The sequence below is a fragment of the Romboutsia sp. 1001285H_161024_C4 genome, from assembly GCF_015550185.1.
Taxonomy (GTDB): Bacteria; Bacillota; Clostridia; order Peptostreptococcales; family Peptostreptococcaceae; genus Romboutsia_C; species Romboutsia_C hominis.
In genome coordinates this window covers 494,350-517,584 of the sequence record NZ_JADNAJ010000002.1, presented here as the reverse complement: position 1 = coordinate 517,584, position 23,235 = coordinate 494,350, and the positions used below count along the sequence as shown (strand labels likewise).

Sequence of the window (23,235 nt, the reverse complement as noted above, 5' to 3'; positions counted from 1 at the left end):
TCTCCTATATACAATATTAATTATATATTTTTATAGAAATCTATGTCAATATAGTCATCTTTGGTCTAATTTTTTATATTTATTTATATAAAAAAAGAGAAGCTATAAACTTCTCTTTACTACTTTATATCCACTATTATAATATTTTTCTTTTTTACCTTTTTGTTTTCTAGCCTCTATTAATTCTTTAATATGATTTATATAATCATCGTCATCTGAAATTCTAACAAGACTAGATAAATAATATACATCTGTGCTTTTAGGTATTTTTTTATTTATAACCAAATCTATTGCCGTTTTTGCTGCTTCAAAATGTTTCAAATGTGTATGACCTTCTTGAAAATCCTTTTTAGTATTATATACAACATATCCTTCTTTTACTTGAAATATTATAAAACCTTTTTTTTCATATATTTTATTATACATATATTAAATCAATCCTTTTCAAGATAGTCTTTAATATATGTATATTATCTCTTTAGTCAATTGTTTCGTTTTTTTATTATTTTTACATTATTTTTAAATTATTTTTTAGATATATCTTAATAGTAAAGTGTATATATTATAAATTATTGCTATATATTATTATTTCATATATATTAGCTACTTTCTATCATTTCTGATACAGTTACAAATTTATATCCTTTTTCTATCATCTTAGGTATTAGTATATCTAGAGCTTCTACAGTGTTATTAGTTGCGTAATCATGTAGTAATACTATATCTCCATTTTTTACATTGTTTATTATTGTATCTGCTATTTTATATGCTTTAGGATTTTGCCAATCTCTTGCATCAACAGTTGTCCAAAGTACTATTTTATATTTATATTTACTTGCTATTTGACCTAAAGTTTTTTGATTATAACTTCCGTATGGTGGCCTAAATAAAGTAGGCTTTACCCCTACAACCTCTTTAATTATTTTTTCACATTTTACTATTTCATCTTCTAATTGTTGTTGACTTAAATTACTTATATCTGGATGATTAAATGTATGATTTCCAATCTCATGTCCTTCTTCTTTAGCTCTAATAATAGGCTTTGGATACCAATTAACATGTTTTCCTGCTACAAAGAATGTTGCTTTAACATTATATTTTTTTAATACATCTAACACTTCATTGGTTTCTTTTGGATGTGGACCGTCATCAAAAGTAAGCGCTATTAATTTTTTATCTCTTGAACCATTTTTTATAAATACTTTATCATTACAACTTACTGGATTTTTTAAACTAGCAATTAGCATTATACTTATTGCTATTGTCATAACTTTTATTATGCTATGCTTCATATTATGTCTTCCTTTCAGATTATATTATCTATAAAAGTTTTGAGTGTAATAAATATTATAATCTCCTCCAAATTCAACTCCTACTCCTATACTATTATAATTACCTAAAATATTTTTTCTATGTCCTTTAGAATTCATTAATGCTTCATGAGCATATATTGCACTAGTTTGACCTGCTGCAATATTTTCTCCTGCACTTATATATTTAATACCTTCTTCATTCATCCTATCAAAAGGTGTTTCATTTTCTTTATTAATATGATCAAAGTAGTTTTTATCTACCATATCTAAGCTATGTTTTTTTGAACTTGTAGTAGCCATTTCACTGTATTTTAACTTATTTAATCCATTTTTTGCTCTCACGCTATTAGTTAAATCTATAACTTGCATTTCAAAACTCTTTTTTAATTTTTCGCTTGGGCTTGCATATATAGATTTCATATCACTTTCATTTTTAGAATCTATAACTTGATATGAACATATTTTATATTCATCATGTATATCATAAAAGAATGTTATATATTTATTATTTATCTCTATTATGTCATATTGACCTTCCGAACTAATAATATATTTAATATTTCCTTTTTTCTTATATTCTATAGGTGTATACAACTTCCTTACATCATCTCTTTTATCACCTATATTTATATTTTCTGTTTCACATGAATTTAATGAATTACTATATATTCCTTTGACAACTTCATCTTCAATACCTACCATAAAAAAATTATTATAATCATTATTATATATATACCAATTAAATCCATATTCACTTTCATCTATTCTATCTGGTTGACCAAATAACGATAATAATTTTTCTTTACGCTCTCCAATTTTTATATTATAAATGTCTTTTGTATTACTAATATTTATAGACTTATTATTAACATTATTATTTGCATCTATCTCTTTTTTGCTATTATCTATATTTAAATTAAAAAGTAATAAGCTTGTTATTACTCCTCCTATTAATAATATACTTTTCAATGTATCACTCTCCCATACAGTTTATATTAGGATGATAGACATCTTTAAAATTATCATACATAATATATACTATATGTGATAATTTTAATAAAAAAATAACCTAGCGTTAAATAACGCAGGTTATTTTATATAAGAAAATATTTCATCCAGTGTTCTATTACATATTGATGGTTTATCAAATTTCCAAGTGCCTTCATATACCAATTCATCATCTATATAAAATATTCCAACACCATGCTTTTTCCCATGTGCAAATTCACCTTCATATCTTTTTCCATTTGGCCATATATAGGTTCCTTTACCATGAGCTAAATTATTTTTCCATTCTCCTTTATATATAAGTTCTTTTTCATGATCATAGCACTCGCCAATACCCTCCATTTTATTGTATTTAAACTCTCCAAAATATATACATCCATCACTCCATGTATATACTCCTACACCATGTCTTTTCCCACTACACCACTCACCTATATATTCATTACCATTACTATATACCATTTTTCCTATTCCGCTCATTAAATCTTCTTTAAACTCACCTATATACATATTTCCATTTGTAAATATGCATTCTCCATTTCCATCTTTCATATTATCTTTAAACTCACCACTATATTCTATTCCTTCTAAAAATGTATATATTCCTTTTCCGTTCATCTTTCCATCTATAACTGTTCCTATATATACATCTCCATTTGAAAAATTGTATACTTTACTAACTGGTCTTCTTGGTTTTATATCACTTTCAATTGTATTCTCTTCTTCTATCGCTTTAACTTCTTCTTCAGTAGCAACTTCTTTTTTCTTTGTCTTTAGCTTTTGTATAAATTTTACTTCTCTTTTTATATTATTTATAAACTTTACATACTGATTATATATATCAAAATATTCATTAGATAAACTCATATTATGCTTCTCCTATCAAATCTAAATTTATTATAGTCTAAACTTATTATATATTATAAATTATATACTTTTCTATATATTTTTAAATATAATAGATTTACATAAAATAAGATATGTTAATAAATTTATATTGCTAAAAAAGGGTATATCTATTTGATATACCCTTTTTATAACCAATTTGTATAATCCTAGTGATCAAAACCATTTTAATCTACCTATAATTTGACAAATCCAAATACTTTTATATATTTAACTATAGAGTTAAGTATATTTAATCATTCTCATATATATTTTTTTACTCATATTTATTTTAACTTTATAAGTACTTTTCTTTAAATCCTCTACCCTTAACCTCACTTACATCATTTACAGATATAAATGATTTTTTATCATATTTTAAAGCAATTTCCTTTATCTTAGGTATCTCATTTGATGATACTATACAGTATATAAGCTTTTTCTTCTCATGAGTATATGCACCTTCAGCTTCTAAGAAGGTTACACCTCTATGAAGTTCACTCATTATCTCTCTTGCTATACTATTGCTTTCTCTAGATACAACCATAACTGACTTTTGATAATTCATAGCATCTTTCACAAAGTTCATACAGTATGCACTTATAAACATACCTATTAATGTGTATAATGCTAAATCCATACCAAATAATACTCCGCCTATAGATACAATTAGTATATTTATAGATAATGTTGTATCTTTCATAGGAATATTTTTCTTAAATTTTAATATTGCAGCTAATATATCTGTACCACCTTGTGATGATTTTGTTCTAAATACAATACCACTTCCAATTCCTGATAATATCCCTCCATAAACACTTTGAAGTAATATATCATTTATAGGTATATATTGAGCTATATCTTGAGTTATACCTAGTAAAAAAGAAAATATCATCATGTTTATTAAACTAGATATACAAAATTCTTTTTCTAAGTATATAAACCCTAATATAAATATAGGTATATTTATTAAAAATGTTAAAAGACCTATATTTATTCCAGTTAAGTAATTTATAGCTGTAGAGGCACCTGGTACTCCCCCACTTAATAGATGTGCTGGTCTTAAAAAACCATTGACACCTATACATGCTATAATCATTCCACCTATTACCACTAAATATCTAAAAAAAGCATTATCTTCTAAAGTGGTGTTAACTTTGCTCATTTTGTTCTCCCTTCAATTCGACCTAAACAAATTACCTAATAAATCAATAGGTAATTTAAATTATGCTTCTCTTTATTCATTGCACATGATATATTATATTATTTTTTTTTAATATGTCTAGTTAATTTTTTTTACCTATTTTACTTTTTTTTAACTTTTGAATAATTATCAAATTATTTAGCAATAAAAGATTTAAACGAATAATTTCTTGCATAATATATAAATACTGAACAATTTAATACACAATAAAAGGCAAGAAACTTATTTTGTTCCTTGCCTTTTATTGTGTATTATATACTTTTTAATTTGAAAATATTTTATTTCAGCCTTCATTTTTTGATATTTTAGTATATATATTTTCATTTATAAGAAAAAACTTTTTATATCATATTGATTATTATAGGTATTAATATGACTGTAATTATCCCAGATATACCTATAGATAGTCCACTCATAGCACCTTCTATTTCTCCTAATTCTAAAGCCTTTGATGTTCCAAGTGCATGTGCTGATGTTCCAAGTGCTATTCCTTTTGCTACAGGATGTTTTATTCTTCCAAGCTTAAATACAAGCTCTGCCATTATAGCACCAAGTATACCTGTAAATATTATTGCCACTACAGTTATAGACTCTATACCATTTATAGTATTAGTAAGAGATAATCCCATAGGTGTCGTTATAGATTTAGGTATTAAAGAATTTATTATACTAATATCTGCATCTGTAAAACCAGCTATTATCTTTATAGAAATAAATGATACTACTACACCTGTAGTTATACCTACTAATATTTCTAGTATATGTTTTTTAAATAAGTCAAATTGCTTATATAATGGTACTGCTAATATAACCGTTACAGGCCCTAAAAAGTAATTTATACTATCTGCACCTTTTTTATAACTTTCATATGGTATCTTAGTTATATTTAAAAATAATATAATTCCAACTATTGCAATTAAAAGTGGATTCATTAAAGCACTTTTAGTTTTCCTTTGTATATAAAGTCCTATGTTAAAAAATATTATAGTTATTACTATCCCAAATATAGGTGTGTTTAAAACATTATACATGACTAATTCTCCTTAACTTTGTTTTTAATCATCTTTTCTACTACTATTCCAGTTATGTACATAACTAAAATAGTACTAAAAAATATAGTTATTAGTAATACAAATACATTTTTTTCAATAAGACCTAACGATCTTATAAGTGAAACCCCTGCCGGTATGAAAAATAAAGCCATATTATCTAGCAATAGATTACCTATATCTTCAAGCTTGTCCACTTTTATTATATTGGCTTTTAAAAGTATAAATAGTAATATCATACCAACTATACTACCCGGTACAATTACTATATTTTGTATGAATGAGCTTATGTACTCACCTAAAGCCCATACACCTAGTATTAATACTAATTGATTAAATAATTTCATTTTTGCCTCCTTTAATTCTGACTAAATCTTTAATGAAATTGTAAAGGGAGTTACAATACTCCCCCCGTATAATACTTTATCATATTTTTAGATATTTTCAAATTTATAATAGTAATTTTCCATACTTATCTATATAATTGTTATTTTTTCCATTTATTATTTCAGAGTATCCATCTTTAAAATCAGATAGAGATTCATATATTGGAAGTATCTCTATATCACCACTTTTATTTATAAATCCCCATTTCCCACATTTATTATTATTTATTCCTCTTATGAGTGAGTTAGTATCTATATTAAACCTACCTAACCCTTCTTTAAAGCTACAAGCATAGTCAAATATAGCATCTATAACTACATCACCATTTTTGTTTATATATCCCCATTTTTCATTTATACATACAGCTGCTAATCCTTCGCTAAATGGCTTTGCTTTATCAAACTTAAAATCAATCTTTAATTTCCCATATTTATCTATATATCCCCATTTATTATTATTTCTAACAGCTGCTAATCCTTCACTAAAGTCTGTTGCTATTTCATATGTAGGTTTTATTATAAACTCCCCTTTTCTATTTATATAGCCATACTTATTTTTATATTCTACTAATGAAGTATTATCTTTAAATTGATTTGCATAAGTATATTTTGGAGCTATAATCACTTCTCCATTAGAGTTTATATACCCCCACCTCTTATTTATTTTTATATTAGCTAAACCTTCACTAAAATCACCCGCACATTCATATTTAAAATCTATGGCTAAATCTAAATTTTTATCTAAATATCCATATTTATTGTAGGCTTTGGCTCTAGATAATCCTTCATTAAAATCAGATATACTATCTATGTGTAAATAGACTTTAGTATTTCCTAATTTATCTATATACCCAAATATCCACCTATTGATTCCTCTTATTTTTTTTATATATGTAATGACACTATATCCATCTTTTAGTCGCTCTGATACATACTTGAATTTAGGCCTTACAATAACATTGCCTTCTTTATCTACAAATCCATATTTTCCATCCCTAAGTATCGGGAGAAAAAGCTCTTTATTATCCATACTTATCCTCCTCGCTAAAACTTAATATCCCCTTCTATAAGTTTATTTAAAGGTAGTATTATATATGATTGTGATTTGTAAGATAATAAAAAATAAAACTACCTATTGGTAGTTTTATTTTTCTTTTAATATATCATTAACTTTTGAATTGTTATACATACTATCTGGTACTTCATTTTTTAGCCCATAGAATGTGTTTTTTGCATCTTTTAAGTCACCCATTTTATAATAAAGCATTCCTAATTGGTAAAATGCATCATCATAATATTGATCATTCTTTGTATAAGTATTTATATATTTTTTATAATATTTTACAGCTTCATCATCATTACCTATCTTTTCATTTAATAATGCTAACTGGTATACAGCTTCTGATATATATTTCTTACTTTTTCCTTGAGATACAATATATTCGAAGTTTTTTATAGCCTCTTTATAATTTTTATCCTTAGACTCATCAACTGCTTTATTATATAAAGTTTCCTCATCAGAAACTATAACTTGTGTATCTTCTTTTTTATTTTCGCTTTTTGCATTATCTAATTCTTTTTCTTTCTCTTTTATTTCTTGTTCTTTTTCATTTAGTTTTTTATCAGCTTTATCTAGTTCTTGCTCGTGATTACTTAATTTCTCATTTAATTTATCAATTTTATTTTTGCTATACATATGATATGCACCTAATGCCAAAAGTAAACATACTCCAAATATTAAAAATGGCTTACTATTCTTAGACTTTTTCTTAGGCTTAATATCTTCTTTTTTCTCTTCTTTATCTTCCTTCTTATTTTCAAACAAAGGATTATCTTTATCTACTTCTCTTAATCTACTTAGATAATGTTCTCTCTTTTTAACGTTACCTATCTTATCATATATTAAAGAAAGTATTATATATGGCTCTATTAAATCTGGGTCATCATCTATCATATTTTCAAGTATATGTATTGATTCTTGATTCATCTCCTCATTAATAAATCTTATAGAGTGATTATATCTACCTAAGAATACTTTAAATTCATCAGATGATAACATATCTACATACTTTCTAGATAGTTCATTGTTACCATAACACATAGCAGTGTAAAAACTTTCAAAAGCCTTAGCAAAATCACATTTTAATAGAGTAAGTAATCCTTTTAAATTAAGTATATCTACATCTTTTGGATTTATCTCTATAGCTTTTTCTATTAATTCATAAGCACTAGTTAAATATCCCTTTAAAGATAAATCAAGTGCATTATTATACCTTTTATATGATTCTAACTTTAATTCTTTTGAAGTATCTTCTGAATTACTCTTTAGTGTATTTTGTAAGTTTAATATTGTTTCTTCTTTATAGTTATTAGTTACATAACTTTGCTTTAATGCCTTTAATGTCTCATTCGTTTCTTCTTCATCTATATTAAAAAATGTCAAATCACTTTTGTTATCTTCAACTAAAGATATATCTAAAATTTTTCTAGGCATTTGCTTTATATCTTTTTTGATAATTTTACCTAAAATCATATTCTCCTCCTAATTTAAATATATATTCTAAGATAACACATTTAACACTACAAGTCAAAGATATACATATTTTCATATTTTTAGGCAAATTATTATAAAAAAAGATAACCTACGTTATAGGCTATCTTTTTTTAACTAATATTATAATCTTTCTTAAGATACACTTGGTGTGTCTGGATTAGGATTTTGTTCTGGTGGTGGTGTTAAAGCTTCTGGTTGTACAGGTTTTTGTTCTTGTTGATTTGGTTTTTCTGGTCTTACAGGTTTTTGTTCTGGTGTTTTAACCTCCATAGTTCCAACAGCGATAACACCTTGCTTTTTAGGATAATATGATGTATATACTTTTTCTTTTTTTAGCACTTCTCCATTACTGTTCTTATATACTCTGTAAGTTGATACTGTATATGCATTTCTTGCTTTTTCTAATTGTTTTTCTTTCCCTTTTGGAAGAGTTGGATCATCGACTCTTTTTATAGGAGCTTGAGATACTCCATCTATGTTAGTTAATATATCTACATTTTGCTTATCTGATTTACTACCATAGATTTGACATATAACTCTATTTCCTGATACATAATTTTTTAAATATATAGGCTGCTTTAAGTTATTTTTAAATACAAAGTCTATTCCTCCATCAGTTACAGTTGCATCTCTCCCTTTTGCTACATATGTAGATGGTATAGAATGATTTTTAAGTTCTACAATTTCTAATCCTGAATATAACACCGTATTATATAGTGTAGATGATACCTGACAAACTCCACCTCCTACACCTTCTTGTACTACTCCTTGTACTATAACTGGTGCATTTTTATAACCATTTGATACAGTTCTCATTAAAGTATTTTCATTGTATGAAAATGTCTCACCAGGCATTAGCAATTTATCACTAGTTCTACTTGCTGCTAATTTTATATTAGTTGTTCTACCAGCTACTGATGAATCAAATTTGGTAGAATAGCTAGCTAATAATGTATCTATATGTTGTATATCCTCTTTTTTTACATTCTGATTAGTAACTTTTACTGCTAAATCTTCTTTTTTATTGCCTTTTTTAAGTTGACTAATTATATTTTCTACACTCTTATTTACATCAACTTCTTGTCCTTTATGTCCTGATAATACCTCTACTTTCGAGTTATTTATATCTAATTTTGCATCTTCCATATCAATATTTATATCCTTAGATATATCTTTAACGCATTTTATTAATTTCTCTTTATTATAGTCTATTTTAAGCTCAAGGTTATTTTTTGCTCCGAAATTTGCTTTTATAGTTTTTTTAATATTATCTATCATAGAATCTTCTCTATTTATAGATAGTGCCTCATTAATAGTCTCGTCTAAACTATATTTTAAATCTATATCTTTACTATTTATTTTCCATAACTTATCTGAATATGAAATGTATATTTGTTTTATGTCATATTTTTTATTTAGTACATCTTTAGCTTCTTCTCTTGTCATATTTCCTATTGATATGCTGTTAACATATGTGTTTTTAAGTATTTTATTTCCGTTTATTTGAAAACTTATAAAACCTATAAAAACAATTATCCCCAATAATATTACACCCGCTGCAGCGTATACATATTTTTTTACATCTTTCATGTCTTACTCTCCTCAATCTCCCATTTTTCTCACATATTATTACTTAGCTATAAGGTTTATATATCCTCTTTTATATTTCAATATTTTAAAAAAAGTGTGTTAAAAAACACACTTTTAATATTCTTTAATCTCTTTTTGAGAAATTATATAAACTTTTTCACTATACATATTTATCATAAAAGCTTCTTTAGGTCTAAAGAATCCTTTATTTACAATTTCATAGTAATATAAGCCTTCATTTCCCTTTAATATATTTTCTAATCCTTTTTCATCTTCTACATATCTGTCAGCTTTATTTTTAGATACTTCATATATTTCTTTGTACTTTTCGTCATTTTTTTCTAATTTATTTTGAAGTATAAATTTAGCTTTTTCTTCACTTATTGCAAATTGTACTTTTCCTGAATTATCATATCTAAAATACCCATTACAGTAAGTGTTTTTGTAATCTTTATTACTATCCTTATATGAATATATTTCCTTTGTCTTCGCATTTACTAGTATTTCATCGGTTAACATTCCATACTCTAACACTTCAACACAATAATATTTTTCACCATCTATCATTTGGTAGTAAGAATTTATAGATAGGCTATTTTTAGATATGTTTCCTTTTTTAGATATTAAATTAATAATATCATCTGCTGATAATGTGTATATTGATAATTTTTCCTTATACTTTTTCTCTAAATTTAGTATATTTTCATCATCTGGATAATATTTTTTTACATACTCTATGTATCTTAATGCACTTTCATAGTCTCCATCTTTGTTACTTTCATCAGCCTTTTCTATATAATCATCATACATAAGGTCTATACATTCATCTTTTTCTTTTTGTGCTTTTTTATAATATTTATCATCTTTGTCTAGTACTTTATCATAATCTTGTATTGCTTCATAATACATGTGGTTTTCTTTGTTTTCATTTGCTTTTTCATACACCAATCTAGATTCATGTATTTGTTCTATATTACTTTTATATCCATCTAATTCATTTGAAATTCCATTTAGAGTAGATGCCATACTTATATAAGATAAAGCTGTATCATAATCTGTATTTTCTTCCTTATACATATCAGATACTCTTTGAGATTGTTCTATTATACGACCTACATCTACCTCAATATTTTCTATTGCATTTATGGTATTTATCATACCTACATATTGTTCCTTTGTAATTTCTTTATTTACGTATTTATCTCCACTTTCAAGAAGTAATTTATTTATCTTTTTAGATAATGTTTTATCAATTCTTTTCATTTTAGAATCAGAAAATTTCTTTTCGTAGTTAGAGTAATTGTCAATAGCTATATTGTATCTACGATTTTCTATATTTTCCAATAATGTATCAACCTCTTTTTGTACGCTTAATTCATCACTACTTATGAAAAATACTATAACTAATACTATTACACCTAATACTGATAATGAAATTGTGATTATATTTTTTTTATATATATCTATAAAATCTACACATTTATAAAATAATTCTTTAAAATTCATTATCGTTTCCTTTCCTATTTAGTTTTTATGTAAATATCATTATTTATTATATCATATATGTATATCTTTAACCATATTTTATATTATTAGTAAATATATGTATTTTAATTGTTTATAAATAAAAATAAGTCAATATAATGTCTATAAAACTTTTTAAATACATAATATTGACTTATTTTTTTATTTATATTAAAAATACAATGCTTATATCATCCTGACTTTTTTGCTTGCTTAACTTACTTAGTCGCTGTTTGTAAGTTCTTTTTAGAACTTCCCTAGAAAATACACTCTTATTGTACATATATATTGTATCATTAAGGCTTTTGTACAATTCATTTTTATTGTCAAAAGACTGCTCATATCCATCTGTAAATATAATAATATTTTCTTTGTATTTATTTATTTCATCATCTATATAATACATAATATTTTTATATGAATCTATTCTTCCTAAAGAATCAACTGTATCACTTTTTCTAGTTTCTAATACTTCTTTAAACTCAGTATCATCTTTTATTATAATATTTCCATCTCCTATTTTTAAATATAGCCTAAATCTATTAGTTACCAACACTGCTATTAATGTTGTAGAATATTTTATATATTCTGTTTTAAAAACTAATGGATGAAATCTTTCAAAATCTAACTTAACTAAATCCATCCATTTTGATTGAATTTCCATTTGTATTTTTTTTTCTTCTAGCATATTAACTAAATCTTTTGTATCTAAATCTGCCAAATCTTTAAGCATGCCTACTGCAATATTACAAGCTATTTTAGCTCCTCTATCACTATATTTGAAAAAATCATTACTATGGCCATCAGACACAGCAAAAACTATTCCTTTATCAAAAAAATCGAAATCTAAATAATCTTGAGATTTCGATTTTTTTAATATATTTTTATAACCAGTTACCATTTCTGAAAATATATTGTATTCCATAAGCAACCTCTCCTATAATTGTTCTTAATTATCTTTTATTATAGGTTTTATATATTTATAACTAAAATTTTATTTTCTTAAGTAAAATTTTAACTTTATTTAAGTGACTTTATCTATTACCGAAAAGTTCTTTTTTGCTACCGTGTAAAGTAGTATCATTACTTTTTAACCTATTACTATAAGTTCAATAATTATGCATAATTTATAAATAGATATAATAATTAATAAGCAAAAAAGACACCATAGTTTATTTTATTGTGCCTTTTTAAATCATTTTAATATTAAGATATTTTTCTTTTTGCTTTAACAACTTCTTTTGTATTTCCTCTTTTAATATTTTTACTCTTGCTAACTTTAGTCTTTTGTATATGTTTTTTATTTTTAAATATTCTATTGTAGTCTACAACTACTAACATAACTGTTAAACATAAAGTTAATCCTGTAAATAACATAAAGTAATATTCTAACCCTATAAACACTCCCATAATAGCATTTAACAGTATAAGTCCAAATGTTATAACAAAAGATATAATAGATGATAGAACTAAAACCTTAAATATACTTTCTATCTTTCTTAGGATAGATTTCAACATTCTCACCCCGTATAATAACAAATCTTTACATTTATCTATCTTTAAATATATCAAATATGCACATAAATAGCAATTCTTATTAGTTATTTTTCTAAAAGTATTTACAATTATATTTTCTTCGTAACAATATCACCCCTTAATTAATAAAATATAATTAGGTTATAATTTTATTAATTAAGGGGTGATATATATGCCATGCCTTCCAAGTTTAGGATCGAAAGCTCCTGATTTTAAGGCTAACACAACATTTGGGCCTATAAAATTATCTGATTATAATGGTAAATGGGTAGTTTTATTTTCTCATCCTGGAGATTTTACTCCAGTATGCACTACAGAATTTCTATGCTTTGCTAAATACCATAATGAATTTAAAAAAAGAAACACAGAATTAATAGGCCTAAGTGTTGACAGTAATGCGTCTCATCTAGCTTGGATGTATAATATATTTACTATGACAGGTATTGATATTCCTTTTCCAGTTATAGATGATAATGATAAATATGTAGCTAAGCTATACGGTATGATTTCAGAACAAATGAGTAATACTTCTACAGTACGATCTGTTTTTATAATAGATGATAAACAAATACTCAGAACTATACTTTACTATCCTCTCACAACTGGTAGAAATATTCCTGAGATTTTAAGAATTATAGAAGCACTTCAAACTAGTGATAAAGATAAAGTAGTAACTCCTGCTAACTGGTTTCCTGGTATGCCAGTCATAACACCATCTCCTAAAACTTATAAAGAGTTAAAAAATAAAATTAAAAACTGTGAGAAAGAATATGCGTATATGGACTGGTATCTTTGCTTTATGCCTGATAAGGATAGACCAACTATTAATGTAAAACATAATAAAGATGTATTTATAAAATCTAAAAATACTAAAAAGTGCCAAAGACCTGAAATAACAGACCCAGATAAACAGCCTGCTATAAGTTGTCCTGATGTTAGTCCAATAGTCATGGAGTATGTATTTGGTAATCCTGGAAACGTAGATCCTAATCTACTTGATGCTGTAATCTATGCATTCGTAGAAATTAATGAAAATGGAACATTACGAGTTCCTACCCCTAATTATTTAAATCAACTTATAAGTCTTAAAAATATTAAGCCTACTTTAAAAGTTATTGCTGCCATTGGTGGATGGGGAGTTGAAGGTTTTTCTGATGCTGCTTTAACTCCTGCATCTAGATATGCATTTGCTAGAGAAGCAAATAAGCTTATAAAGCAATATAATTTAGATGGTATTGATATTGACTGGGAATATCCTGGAAGTAGTGGTGCGGGTATAAAATCTAGACCTGAAGATAAAGAAAATTTTACACTTTTACTAACCGCTCTAAGAGATGTTATAGGAGATAATAAGTGGTTAAGTGTTGCTGGTACTGGAGATATTGGTTATATAAATAGAAGTGCTGAAATATCTAAAATAGCTCCTTTAATAAACTATTTTAATCTAATGAGTTATGATTTTACAGCTGGAGAAACAGGTGAGAATGCTAAGAAACATCATGCTAATTTATATCCTTCTAATTTATCTTTAAGAGGATATAGTGTAGATTCTATGGTACAAAATTTAATAAATGCCGGTATGCCTCGTGAAAAAATACTACTTGGGGTTCCTTTTTATGGTAGACTTGGAGCTGCAATTACAAGATCATATGATCAACTTAGAAGGGATTATATAAATAAAAATGGTCATACAGTAATGTTTGATAGAGATGCTAAAGTACCTTATCTAGTAAAAGATGGAGAGTTCTCAATGTCTTATGAGGATACCCTTTCTATTTATATAAAAGCTCTATATGTATTAGATAATTGTCTTGGTGGTATTTTTTCTTGGACATCGACATATGACCAGGCAAATATTTTGGCAAAAGCTATGTATGATGGTATAAATAGACCTTCTTTTGTTTTAGCTGAATTAGAGGATTTTGGATTAAGTTAAAAATAAAGTCTTGCAAAATACTTTGCAAGACTTTTATATTCCTATAGCTTTCTTTGCTAATTTATCAGCTTCATCGTTATATTTATTACCACTATGTGCTTTTACTTTTACAAACTCAACATTTAACTTATCTTTTATATTATCATAAAATTTCTTATATTTAGTAGTTCCTTCTTTATTAGTTTTCCATAATCCTAAGCACCATTTCTCTATTCCTTCATAATCAAAATGTAAAATCAAATTATTTATGTTATTATCTATACAATAATTCATCGCAATCTTTGCAGCTTCTATTTCACCTGCGACATTTCTCATTCCAACTAAATCTTTATCATTTCCTTTTTTGCTATAAGTTTTTATAACTTCTTCATTTTTTATTATAACTACCCCTGAACCATATTCTCTTATTGAATGTTCATAACTACCATCAACATAAGCTTTTACAAGTTCTTTTCCCTCTTGTATTTTTACACCACTTTCACCATATATATATGATTTTGCTTCCTCTATCGTAGTAAAACTTTTATACTCAGCGCCTGAAAAACCATTTATTTGTTCCTTACATTCATTCCATGTATTATATATACCATTGTTTCTTCCTTTTCTTACTGCATAAAACTTAACCTTAGCCAAATTTTTCACTTCCTTTCGTATAACTATTTATATAAAATTTATATTTTTCTAAATCATACATTTAATAATTATTCTATAGTAAAATAAGTAGTTTTTAAAGACTTATTATTTTACATATTATTGTGAAAATTTTCTTAAATTTTTTATTCCTAAATATTTCATGCTTTATTTTTTTTTAATTTATGGTATAATCTTTATTATCAAATAAATCGAATATAACTATTGGTAGAGGTCGCATTGTTAAATAGTAGTTTTGTGGAGGTAAGCACGAAGAAGCAAAATAAAAGGTAACTATGCCGAAATATATAAGGGAAGCTTTAAACTTATATATTGGGGTTATGCAAAATATGTATAACACTGTCACATTTATATGTGGAGTGCTATCTTTAGATTAAGCGTATTTTTAATTGTACGGTTGAATGCTTAAGTCTAGGATAATATCTTTACACCTAGACTTTTTTTATTATCTCTTTTCTCCTTAACGTTATATTCGGTATAAATTTTAGGAGGACTTTTATGACAAAAAAGGTTAAAAAACAAGCAACTTTATTTGATGCATTACTGTGTGTTTCTGTTTTAGTTGCAGTTTTAGTGACATGTTTAGTGTTTTTAAGAAAGTATGAAATATCTGCTCATATACCACTTATAATAGGAGCTACATTTGCAAGTGGTGTTGCAGTTTTTAGATTAGGTTTTACTTGGAAGGAATTAGAAGAAGGTATACTATCTACTATAAATACGACAATGCAATCAATACTTATACTTTTAGTAGTTGGTATGATAATAGGTACTTGGATAGCTGGTGGTATAGTTCCTGCTATGATATATTGGGGTCTTAAAATATTATCACCTGGAATATTCTTAGTGGCAACTACTTTAATCTGCGCTATAGTATCTATTTCTACTGGTTCATCTTGGACAACAGCTGGTACTGTAGGTATAGCTCTTTTAGGTATTGGTAGTGCCTTAGGTATACCTGGTAAAATAGTTGCAGGTGCTATAATATCTGGTGCTTATTTCGGGGATAAGATGTCTCCTTTATCTGATACAACAAACTTAGCTCCTGCTATGGCTGGTTCTACTTTATTTGATCATATAAAACATATGGTATATACAGCTGGTCCTGCTCTTTTAATATCACTTGTATTATACGGTATAATAGGAATGAAATATGCAGGTTCTGAAATGGATATATCTCAAATAAATCAAATTCAAAATGCTTTATTAAGTAATTACAATACATTATCTCCATTTTTACTTTTAGTTCCTTGTGCTGTTATAGCAATGGTTATATTTAAAGTCCCTACAATACCAGCACTTATAGGTGGTGTTATATTAGGTGGCGTTTGTGCAGTAGTATTTCAAGGTGCATCTATAGCTGATATACTTGTAGTTGCTAAGTCTGGTTATGTTTCATCTACTGGAATGAAGTTTGTTGATGATCTTCTTACTAGAGGTGGACTTGACAGTATGTTAGGGACAGTATCATTAATACTTTGTGCTTTAACTGTAGGTGGGGTATTAGAAAAAACTGGTATGTTACAAGTTATAGCACAGTCTATACTAAAATTTGCAAAAGGTACTTTTGGACTTATAGCTGCTACAATATTTACTTGTATCGGTACTAACTTAGCAGTTGCAGACCAATATTTAGCCATAGTTATACCAGGAAGTATGTATAAGGATGCATTTATAAGACAAGGTTTATCTCCTAAGAATCTTTCTCGTGCTTTAGAAGATAGTGCCACTATAACGTCTCCACTTATTCCTTGGAATACTTGTGGAGCATATATGTCAGCAACACTTGGAATTGGATCTTTCGTATTTTTACCATATGCATTCTTTAACTTAATTTGTCCTTTAATATCATTATTCTATGGATTAACAGGATTAACAATAGAAAAACTTTCTGATGAAGATTTAATAGAAGAATTTGAAAACGGAATAGCTTAAAATAAAAAAGAGTCTTTAAAGACTCTTTTTTATTTTCTTATTATTATAAATGTCATATATAATATATACATTATAACTAATAATATACCTTCTTTTTTATTTATACGTTGCTTAGTTCCTGCAAATATATATGTTAATATTGTTATTATTATCATAATCATCATATCAACAAACACTATACTATGAACTTGTATATTGCTTATAAATGAGGATATACCTAAAACAAATAATATATTAAACAGATTCGAACCAACTACATTACCTATAGCTATATCACTTTCACCTTTTCTAGCCGCAACTATACTCGTTACGAACTCCGGAAGAGATGTTCCTATAGATACTATAGTTAAGCCTACTAGATTTTCACTCATCCCCCAAGCTAAAGCAATATTACTTGCGCTATCTACAACAAACTGACCACCTACTATTATTCCAATTATACCAAGGATACTCATTAGTATACTTTTACTCATAGGTATGCTCTCATCAGCTTGATCTATTTCCATTTCCTCTTTAGATGTTATGGCCATCTCTACTAAATAATACATAAATATACCAAATAAAGTTAGTAGCATCAGCCCATCTGCTCTTGTTAAAGCATTTTGAGTATACCCTTGAAACTTTATATCGTGAGATAATATAGATAGTACTATAGTTGCAAGTACTGCAAATGGAAATTCTTTAATTATAGTGCTCTTTTGTACCTTTATAGGATTTATTATTGCTACGACTCCCAAAACACATAAAAAGTTAAATATATTAGACCCTACTACATTGGCTATAGCCATATCATTACTTCCTTTTAATGCTGCTGTTATACTTACTGCAGCTTCTGGTGCACTAGTACCAAAAGCAACTATAGTAAGCCCAATTATAAGTGTTGGGACCTTTAATGTTTTTGCTATAGATGATGAGCCAACTACAAATACATCTGCTCCTTTTATAAGAATTAAAAAACCTATTATAAGTAATATATAACTCATATTTACATCCTTTCTTTTAACTACTTTATAAGATTTATTTTTTCTTAAATATCTAATCTTATTCAATAATTAAAATATAGGTAAAGTCTTTTTATAATCTCATACCTTAGATTTTAATTTGATTTTTTCTTTTGGTATAGTGTATCTATGATTAAAATACTTTATATTTAATTTATCATGATTATTTGAAGTAACTCTGCACTTTATATATCTTTGATTCATTTGCTCAACTACAAACTGTTCTATATCTTTTATGTCATCTATATCTGTAATTGTTAGTAAGTTCCTAACATCTACTAATACCTCTCTCATAACCTGCTTTCTACATATATTTAGATGATTATTAGTATAGTATTGTATATTATTTTTGCTAACTATATTTATTTTACAACCATGAAGATCTCTCTCTAATTTTTTTAAAGTATGCCCATTAGTTCCTATGTCAAAGATTATAAAACATCCATAATCATATTTGCTTCTTAAGATCCTTCCCATAGCTTGTTTTACTTTAATAGCCATCTGAGGGTAGTTTATAGATTGATAGGTCAAGCCATATTTTTTCATAATAGTTGAGTATAAAGGATCTTTCGGATTTAGATTAGGAATTTTATCTAATGTTACACACACAAGTCCATCCCCTGGAACATCTACACCTTCAAAGCATCCTTTCGACCCTAATACCACACAATTTTGATTCATATTCTTTAAATTTCTAATTCCTTTTTTGTTTTTGTATATATCTATGTTTTTTCCATTTAATATATGAGTTAGATCTTCGTATGTTTTATCCAATCTATCTGTACTATTAAATAATGATAATAAGTGTCCATGTGTTACCTCACATATTTTGTATATAGTATTTGATATGTCTGTTGTAAAGTTTTTATTATTATAATTTGATAAATCGCTTAGCCCTAATGTTAATACTTTGTTTTTATAATTATATAAAGGCTCTATCACTTTTTCGATATTTTCAACCCTATTTATACCGAGAGTATTTTTAAAATAATTCATATTGTTTTCTACACTCAAAGTAGCAGATATAAATATACCACTTTCCACTTGACTTAATATATTTTCTTCAAACAATTTAGCTAGTTTTAAAGGAACAACTTTAGCCTCAAAGTTAGTATAATTTTTATCTATTTCAATAATTCTTGCAAAATCGTCTTCTTCAGTAAATTCCATAAATAGTTCAAATGTAGTCCTTATATCTTCTAGTTCTTTTATTCTTGCTTTACCAAATTTATATATATCAGATTCCTTATCTATACTATCATCATCTATATTTCTATCAATTATAACTAATATAGCTATTAAATTTCTTAGTATTTTATCAAAACTATCTCTAATCTTATTACTATAACTTAAATATGTTAATTCTATATATTCATCTTCTTTTTTTACCTTTCCTAGCACTTCACTTTGTTGTAGATTAAATTCCCACCTTAAGTTATATTTACTTAAATAATTATAATCTGATTCCATGCCAAATCTTAGAACAGAGTTAAGTTCCTCTAAAATTAAATTTATATTCCTACTTATTTTTTCTTTTATATCTCTTCCAAAGTGAACATGATGATAAAACTTATCAAAATACTTTATCTTTCTAGATGTTTTATACTTTTCATATATAAAAGGACTATTTCCTATATATTCATATGGATATATTTCTTTTAAAAAATATTTTAGTGCTTTGTATTCTATAATACTTGAGAAAAAATCATATCCCTTTTCAGCTAAATTATGACCCTCATCCACTATAATATTTTCTAGTGGTTTCTCTTCTTTATAAGGCCACTTTGCTAATAAAGAGTGATTTATAACAGTTATATCTTCTTCTTTTAATTCTTCTACCCTATTTTTGTATAGACATTCTTTATTACACTTTTTAGGTCTACATAAATTCGGATCACAACTAACATGTTTTATATGATCACCTATTACATTAAATTCATTTAATATAGAAGGACTTATCTCCTCTATATCACCGTGTTTTCCTTCCTTAACTATTTGTTCTAGTAGTAGTATCCCTAGTATTTCTTTTTTAGTTGGTTTTTTAGAGGTATATTCATGTTTATACTGTTCTAATTTTTCTACACATATATAGTTGTTTTTTCCTTTTATGTATCCATACTTTATCTTTCCCATAAGACCTAATGAGTTTAATACATTAGGTATATCTTTATTGATCAATTGTATTTGAAGCTCTTTAGTGTCTGTAGATATTATCATTCTCTTTTTGTTTAACCTTGCTTCTAATATAGCTGGAAGTAAATATCCTACACTTTTACCTATTCCTGTTGGTGCCTCTATACATGCTATTTTATAAGTAGTAGCACTACTTATAGTTTCTCTTATAGTTTTACTTAGTTCATACTGCCCTGGCCTGTATTCATATATAAATCCTTCTTTTTTAGCCCATATACTTTCATCTTTTAATAATTCTTCATAATTTCTTTCATTTTCATTTAGTTTTCTTATTACTAGTTTTTCTTTTTTATTATCTTTTAATTTTTCTTCTGATTTTTTTTCTAAATTTTCTAATTCTTTAATATCATCTACACTATCTATTAACTCACTCCACTCCCAATTAGATAGTGAAAATTTATTTAAGTAAGAATTTATCTTAAATGTTAAAGGCTCTAATGTTAATTTATCTTCTTTTTTTATACTTATTATTATATTGTTTACAATGTTTACAATACTTATTAAATCACTTATATACCTATCATTTGTTAATATATCATTTAAATACTTAATATTATAATCACTATAATAAGGTTTAATTACATGCACTAACTCTTTTACATCTAATATCTTCTCGTTTATATATCTCTCTATAAACTTTTTATTAGATGATAAATCAAACATTGCTATATAGCTATCTCCTATAAAATCATTTAAACTATTTACATTATAATTTTTATCATCATTATTTATTGTTTCCTCAAAAATGTATACTTGATTATTAAAAAACTTCACTCCTATTAACTTAATTTTATTTGAATTTTTGCTAGCTTCTATATCTAAATAAGTTATATTATCTAAAACACTATATAACTTACTAGTTAATTGATGTATAAATTTCTCCATTTCATTTACCTTCCATCAAATATGTCTGTGCTTAAACATATTTATTTCATTGTCTTGTATACATAATTATATGATAAGTTTATCCAAAAAGTAAAAATATAATTTCCATTTACTTTTATTAGTATATTTTTAACTTAATTATTAAAACTATATATAAATTTACTACACTACTAGAGGTGACTTTATGAATAAAAAAAATACAACAAACTATCTACTAATAGGATTTTTCTTACTTATATTTACATTAATATTTACTACAAATTTTAATATAGTAAATAAATCTAAAACTCAAATATTAAATCCTATAAATACAGAATATAACTGGTACTTCAATCCAAGAAACGATGGAAAACAACCAGAACCTATTAAAGAAGCTAATTTCTTTAAAAAGTATAATTCATATTATGTCGGTGATAAGGATAAAAAAATAATATACTTAACATTTGATGCAGGATATGAAAATGGAACAACTGAAAGTATACTAAATACATTGAAAAAACATAATGTAAAAGCCCACTTTTTCGTTGTAGAAAGTTATATAAGAAATAACCCAGCGCTTATAAAAAGGATGGAAAAAGAAGGTCATTTAGTTTGCAATCATTCTAAAAATCATCCTTCAATGGCTAAAATAACAGATTTTGAAAAATTCAAAGATGAAATAACAAGTGTAGAGGATGCTTATAAAGATGTTACTGGTAAAGATATGCCTAAGTTTTTCAGACCACCTATGGGAAAATTTAGTGAGCAATCATTAAAATACACACAAGACTTAGGATATAGTTCTATATTTTGGAGCTTTGCTTATGTAGATTGGTATAATGATAATCAACCTACGCCTGAATATGCAAAGGAAAAAATCTACTCAAGAACTCACCCTGGTGCTATAGTTTTACTTCATCCAAACTCTACTACTAATACTCAAATATTAGATGAAGTTATAACTCATTGGAAGGAAGAGGGATATAAGTTAGAAACACTTGATTATCTAGTTAAAAATAAATAGTTTATAAGGATACAGATATCTCTGTATCCTTTACTTTAAGCATCTATTAGTATATTTTTTCCCCTAAAATTTGCTACCCAATAAGGTTTATAAATACTCTTAACTTCTTTTATATTAATATCTTGAAGGTTAACTTTTTCTATTTCAAGTTTACTTTTTTTATTTTTTAAAAATCCCATTATCTCACATTTAACATTTTCAACCATATACTCTTCCGATATTTTTGATCTTTTTATATAACTCTTATCTACATACTTACTTATTGTACTTGGTATAATATTAACAGACTCTGAGTATCCATTATAGGTATTAACTAACATAGTTATTTTATATGTACTTATTTTGTTTCTAAATATGCCAATACTTCTTTCTTTACTTATTATTTCATAGCTAAGAACTTTAATTTCTACATATTCTAAATGTATATCTTTTATTAACATATTAAATTGTAAAACTCTGCTCATTAAAGGCATCTTTTTTAATATATATTTGAGTATATCTTTTTTATTTGTATTAACTTCCATTGCCTCTATTCTCATACTATCCTCCTATAGTATTTGATATTAATAAATTATATTAATA

The 23,235-nt window shown here is 26.0% G+C and carries 20 protein-coding genes and 1 riboswitch; of the genes, 3 read left to right on the top strand and 17 right to left on the bottom strand.

What is annotated here, in order from left to right; all coding sequences use genetic code 11:
• Positions 1-102 precede the first annotated feature (102 nt).
• The 13 genes from I1959_RS06035 to I1959_RS05975 form a co-directional block, all read right to left on the bottom strand.
• Entirely contained in the window at positions 103-426 is a 324-nt protein-coding gene (locus I1959_RS06035) for a hypothetical protein (RefSeq protein WP_092924926.1), read from the bottom strand.
• A 173-nt stretch (positions 427-599) separates the two neighbouring features.
• Positions 600-1,292, bottom strand: coding sequence for a polysaccharide deacetylase family protein (locus I1959_RS06030; protein WP_195237430.1), 693 nt, complete (start codon positions 1,290-1,292; stop codon positions 600-602).
• Between the two features lie 24 nt (positions 1,293-1,316).
• Entirely contained in the window at positions 1,317-2,282 is a 966-nt protein-coding gene (locus tag I1959_RS06025; protein WP_166505731.1) for a CAP-associated domain-containing protein, read from the bottom strand.
• A gap of 120 nt (positions 2,283-2,402) precedes the next feature.
• Complete coding sequence (locus tag I1959_RS06020; protein WP_195237429.1) at positions 2,403-3,188, bottom strand: MORN repeat-containing protein; 786 nt, start codon at positions 3,186-3,188, stop codon at positions 2,403-2,405.
• A 316-nt stretch (positions 3,189-3,504) separates the two neighbouring features.
• Positions 3,505-4,371, bottom strand: coding sequence for a YitT family protein (locus I1959_RS06015; RefSeq protein WP_195237428.1), 867 nt, complete (start codon positions 4,369-4,371; stop codon positions 3,505-3,507).
• Positions 4,372-4,751: 380 nt separating this feature from the next.
• Complete coding sequence (locus I1959_RS06010; protein ID WP_092924916.1) at positions 4,752-5,441, bottom strand: LrgB family protein; 690 nt, start codon at positions 5,439-5,441, stop codon at positions 4,752-4,754.
• Between the two features lie 2 nt (positions 5,442-5,443).
• Complete coding sequence (locus I1959_RS06005; protein ID WP_092924914.1) at positions 5,444-5,806, bottom strand: CidA/LrgA family protein; 363 nt, start codon at positions 5,804-5,806, stop codon at positions 5,444-5,446.
• A 103-nt stretch (positions 5,807-5,909) separates the two neighbouring features.
• Positions 5,910-6,875: a WG repeat-containing protein gene (locus I1959_RS06000; RefSeq protein WP_092924912.1), complete on the bottom strand. Its 966-nt coding sequence runs from the start codon at positions 6,873-6,875 to the stop codon at positions 5,910-5,912.
• Between the two features lie 114 nt (positions 6,876-6,989).
• Positions 6,990-8,378, bottom strand: coding sequence for a tetratricopeptide repeat protein (locus I1959_RS05995; RefSeq protein ID WP_243240000.1), 1,389 nt, complete (start codon positions 8,376-8,378; stop codon positions 6,990-6,992).
• A 153-nt stretch (positions 8,379-8,531) separates the two neighbouring features.
• Positions 8,532-9,989, bottom strand: coding sequence for a VanW family protein (locus I1959_RS05990; protein WP_195237427.1), 1,458 nt, complete (start codon positions 9,987-9,989; stop codon positions 8,532-8,534).
• Positions 9,990-10,103: 114 nt separating this feature from the next.
• On the bottom strand, positions 10,104-11,495 hold the full coding sequence (locus I1959_RS05985) for a UbiD family decarboxylase (RefSeq protein ID WP_166505733.1): 1,392 nt from the start codon (positions 11,493-11,495) through the stop codon (positions 10,104-10,106).
• 184 nt (positions 11,496-11,679) lie between these two features.
• Positions 11,680-12,438 (bottom strand): protein phosphatase 2C domain-containing protein, encoded by a 759-nt coding sequence (locus tag I1959_RS05980; RefSeq protein WP_092924907.1) that lies wholly within the window; start codon positions 12,436-12,438, stop codon positions 11,680-11,682.
• 281 nt (positions 12,439-12,719) lie between these two features.
• Complete coding sequence (locus I1959_RS05975) at positions 12,720-13,031, bottom strand: hypothetical protein (RefSeq protein ID WP_141664380.1); 312 nt, start codon at positions 13,029-13,031, stop codon at positions 12,720-12,722.
• 190 nt (positions 13,032-13,221) lie between these two features.
• Between I1959_RS05975 and I1959_RS05970 the strand changes: the two genes are divergently transcribed.
• Entirely contained in the window at positions 13,222-14,985 is a 1,764-nt protein-coding gene (locus I1959_RS05970) for a peroxiredoxin (protein WP_092924903.1), read from the top strand.
• Between the two features lie 33 nt (positions 14,986-15,018).
• Here the strand turns inward: I1959_RS05970 and I1959_RS05965 are convergent, their stop codons facing one another.
• Positions 15,019-15,627, bottom strand: a complete 609-nt coding sequence (locus I1959_RS05965; protein ID WP_334298505.1) for a ribonuclease H family protein — start codon at positions 15,625-15,627, stop codon at positions 15,019-15,021.
• A gap of 209 nt (positions 15,628-15,836) precedes the next feature.
• A riboswitch (Lysine riboswitch) is annotated at positions 15,837-16,009 on the top strand.
• Positions 16,010-16,134: 125 nt separating this feature from the next.
• On the opposite strand from I1959_RS05965, the gene nhaC reads away from it, so the two are divergent.
• A complete protein-coding gene (nhaC, locus tag I1959_RS05960) occupies positions 16,135-17,571 on the top strand; it encodes a Na+/H+ antiporter NhaC (protein ID WP_195237423.1) in 1,437 nt (478 codons plus the stop codon).
• 29 nt (positions 17,572-17,600) lie between these two features.
• Here the strand turns inward: nhaC and I1959_RS05955 are convergent, their stop codons facing one another.
• Both I1959_RS05955 and I1959_RS05950 read right to left on the bottom strand, forming a co-directional pair.
• Positions 17,601-18,554, bottom strand: a complete 954-nt coding sequence (locus I1959_RS05955; protein WP_092924896.1) for a calcium/sodium antiporter — start codon at positions 18,552-18,554, stop codon at positions 17,601-17,603.
• A gap of 99 nt (positions 18,555-18,653) precedes the next feature.
• Positions 18,654-21,650, bottom strand: a complete 2,997-nt coding sequence (locus I1959_RS05950) for an ATP-dependent DNA helicase (RefSeq protein ID WP_195237422.1) — start codon at positions 21,648-21,650, stop codon at positions 18,654-18,656.
• A 184-nt stretch (positions 21,651-21,834) separates the two neighbouring features.
• On the opposite strand from I1959_RS05950, the gene pdaA reads away from it, so the two are divergent.
• Complete coding sequence (pdaA, locus tag I1959_RS05945) at positions 21,835-22,653, top strand: delta-lactam-biosynthetic de-N-acetylase (RefSeq protein WP_195237421.1); 819 nt, start codon at positions 21,835-21,837, stop codon at positions 22,651-22,653.
• A gap of 35 nt (positions 22,654-22,688) precedes the next feature.
• Here the strand turns inward: pdaA and I1959_RS05940 are convergent, their stop codons facing one another.
• Entirely contained in the window at positions 22,689-23,192 is a 504-nt protein-coding gene (locus I1959_RS05940; RefSeq protein WP_166505740.1) for a hypothetical protein, read from the bottom strand.
• Between the last annotated feature and the right edge of the window lie 43 nt (positions 23,193-23,235).

Excerpts from the sequence above, each read along its gene's own strand:
- I1959_RS05955 (WP_092924896.1), bottom strand. The coding sequence starts at position 18,554 with ATGAGTTATATATTACTTATAATAGGTTTTTTAATTCTTATAAAAGGA.
- I1959_RS06035 (WP_092924926.1), bottom strand. The coding sequence starts at position 426 with ATGTATAATAAAATATATGAAAAAAAAGGTTTTATAATATTTCAAGTA.
- I1959_RS05950 (WP_195237422.1), bottom strand. The coding sequence starts at position 21,650 with ATGGAGAAATTTATACATCAATTAACTAGTAAGTTATATAGTGTTTTA.
- I1959_RS05970 (WP_092924903.1), top strand. The coding sequence starts at position 13,222 with ATGCCATGCCTTCCAAGTTTAGGATCGAAAGCTCCTGATTTTAAGGCT.
- I1959_RS05995 (WP_243240000.1), bottom strand. The coding sequence starts at position 8,378 with ATGATTTTAGGTAAAATTATCAAAAAAGATATAAAGCAAATGCCTAGA.
- I1959_RS05940 (WP_166505740.1), bottom strand. The coding sequence starts at position 23,192 with ATGAGAATAGAGGCAATGGAAGTTAATACAAATAAAAAAGATATACTC.
- pdaA (WP_195237421.1), top strand. The coding sequence starts at position 21,835 with ATGAATAAAAAAAATACAACAAACTATCTACTAATAGGATTTTTCTTA.
- I1959_RS06030 (WP_195237430.1), bottom strand. The coding sequence starts at position 1,292 with ATGAAGCATAGCATAATAAAAGTTATGACAATAGCAATAAGTATAATG.
- I1959_RS05985 (WP_166505733.1), bottom strand. The coding sequence starts at position 11,495 with ATGAATTTTAAAGAATTATTTTATAAATGTGTAGATTTTATAGATATA.
- I1959_RS06015 (WP_195237428.1), bottom strand. The coding sequence starts at position 4,371 with ATGAGCAAAGTTAACACCACTTTAGAAGATAATGCTTTTTTTAGATAT.
- nhaC (WP_195237423.1), top strand. The coding sequence starts at position 16,135 with ATGACAAAAAAGGTTAAAAAACAAGCAACTTTATTTGATGCATTACTG.
- I1959_RS05980 (WP_092924907.1), bottom strand. The coding sequence starts at position 12,438 with ATGGAATACAATATATTTTCAGAAATGGTAACTGGTTATAAAAATATA.
- I1959_RS05975 (WP_141664380.1), bottom strand. The coding sequence starts at position 13,031 with ATGTTGAAATCTATCCTAAGAAAGATAGAAAGTATATTTAAGGTTTTA.
- I1959_RS06000 (WP_092924912.1), bottom strand. The coding sequence starts at position 6,875 with ATGGATAATAAAGAGCTTTTTCTCCCGATACTTAGGGATGGAAAATAT.
- I1959_RS06020 (WP_195237429.1), bottom strand. The coding sequence starts at position 3,188 with ATGAGTTTATCTAATGAATATTTTGATATATATAATCAGTATGTAAAG.
- I1959_RS06005 (WP_092924914.1), bottom strand. The coding sequence starts at position 5,806 with ATGAAATTATTTAATCAATTAGTATTAATACTAGGTGTATGGGCTTTA.
- I1959_RS05990 (WP_195237427.1), bottom strand. The coding sequence starts at position 9,989 with ATGAAAGATGTAAAAAAATATGTATACGCTGCAGCGGGTGTAATATTA.
- I1959_RS06010 (WP_092924916.1), bottom strand. The coding sequence starts at position 5,441 with ATGTATAATGTTTTAAACACACCTATATTTGGGATAGTAATAACTATA.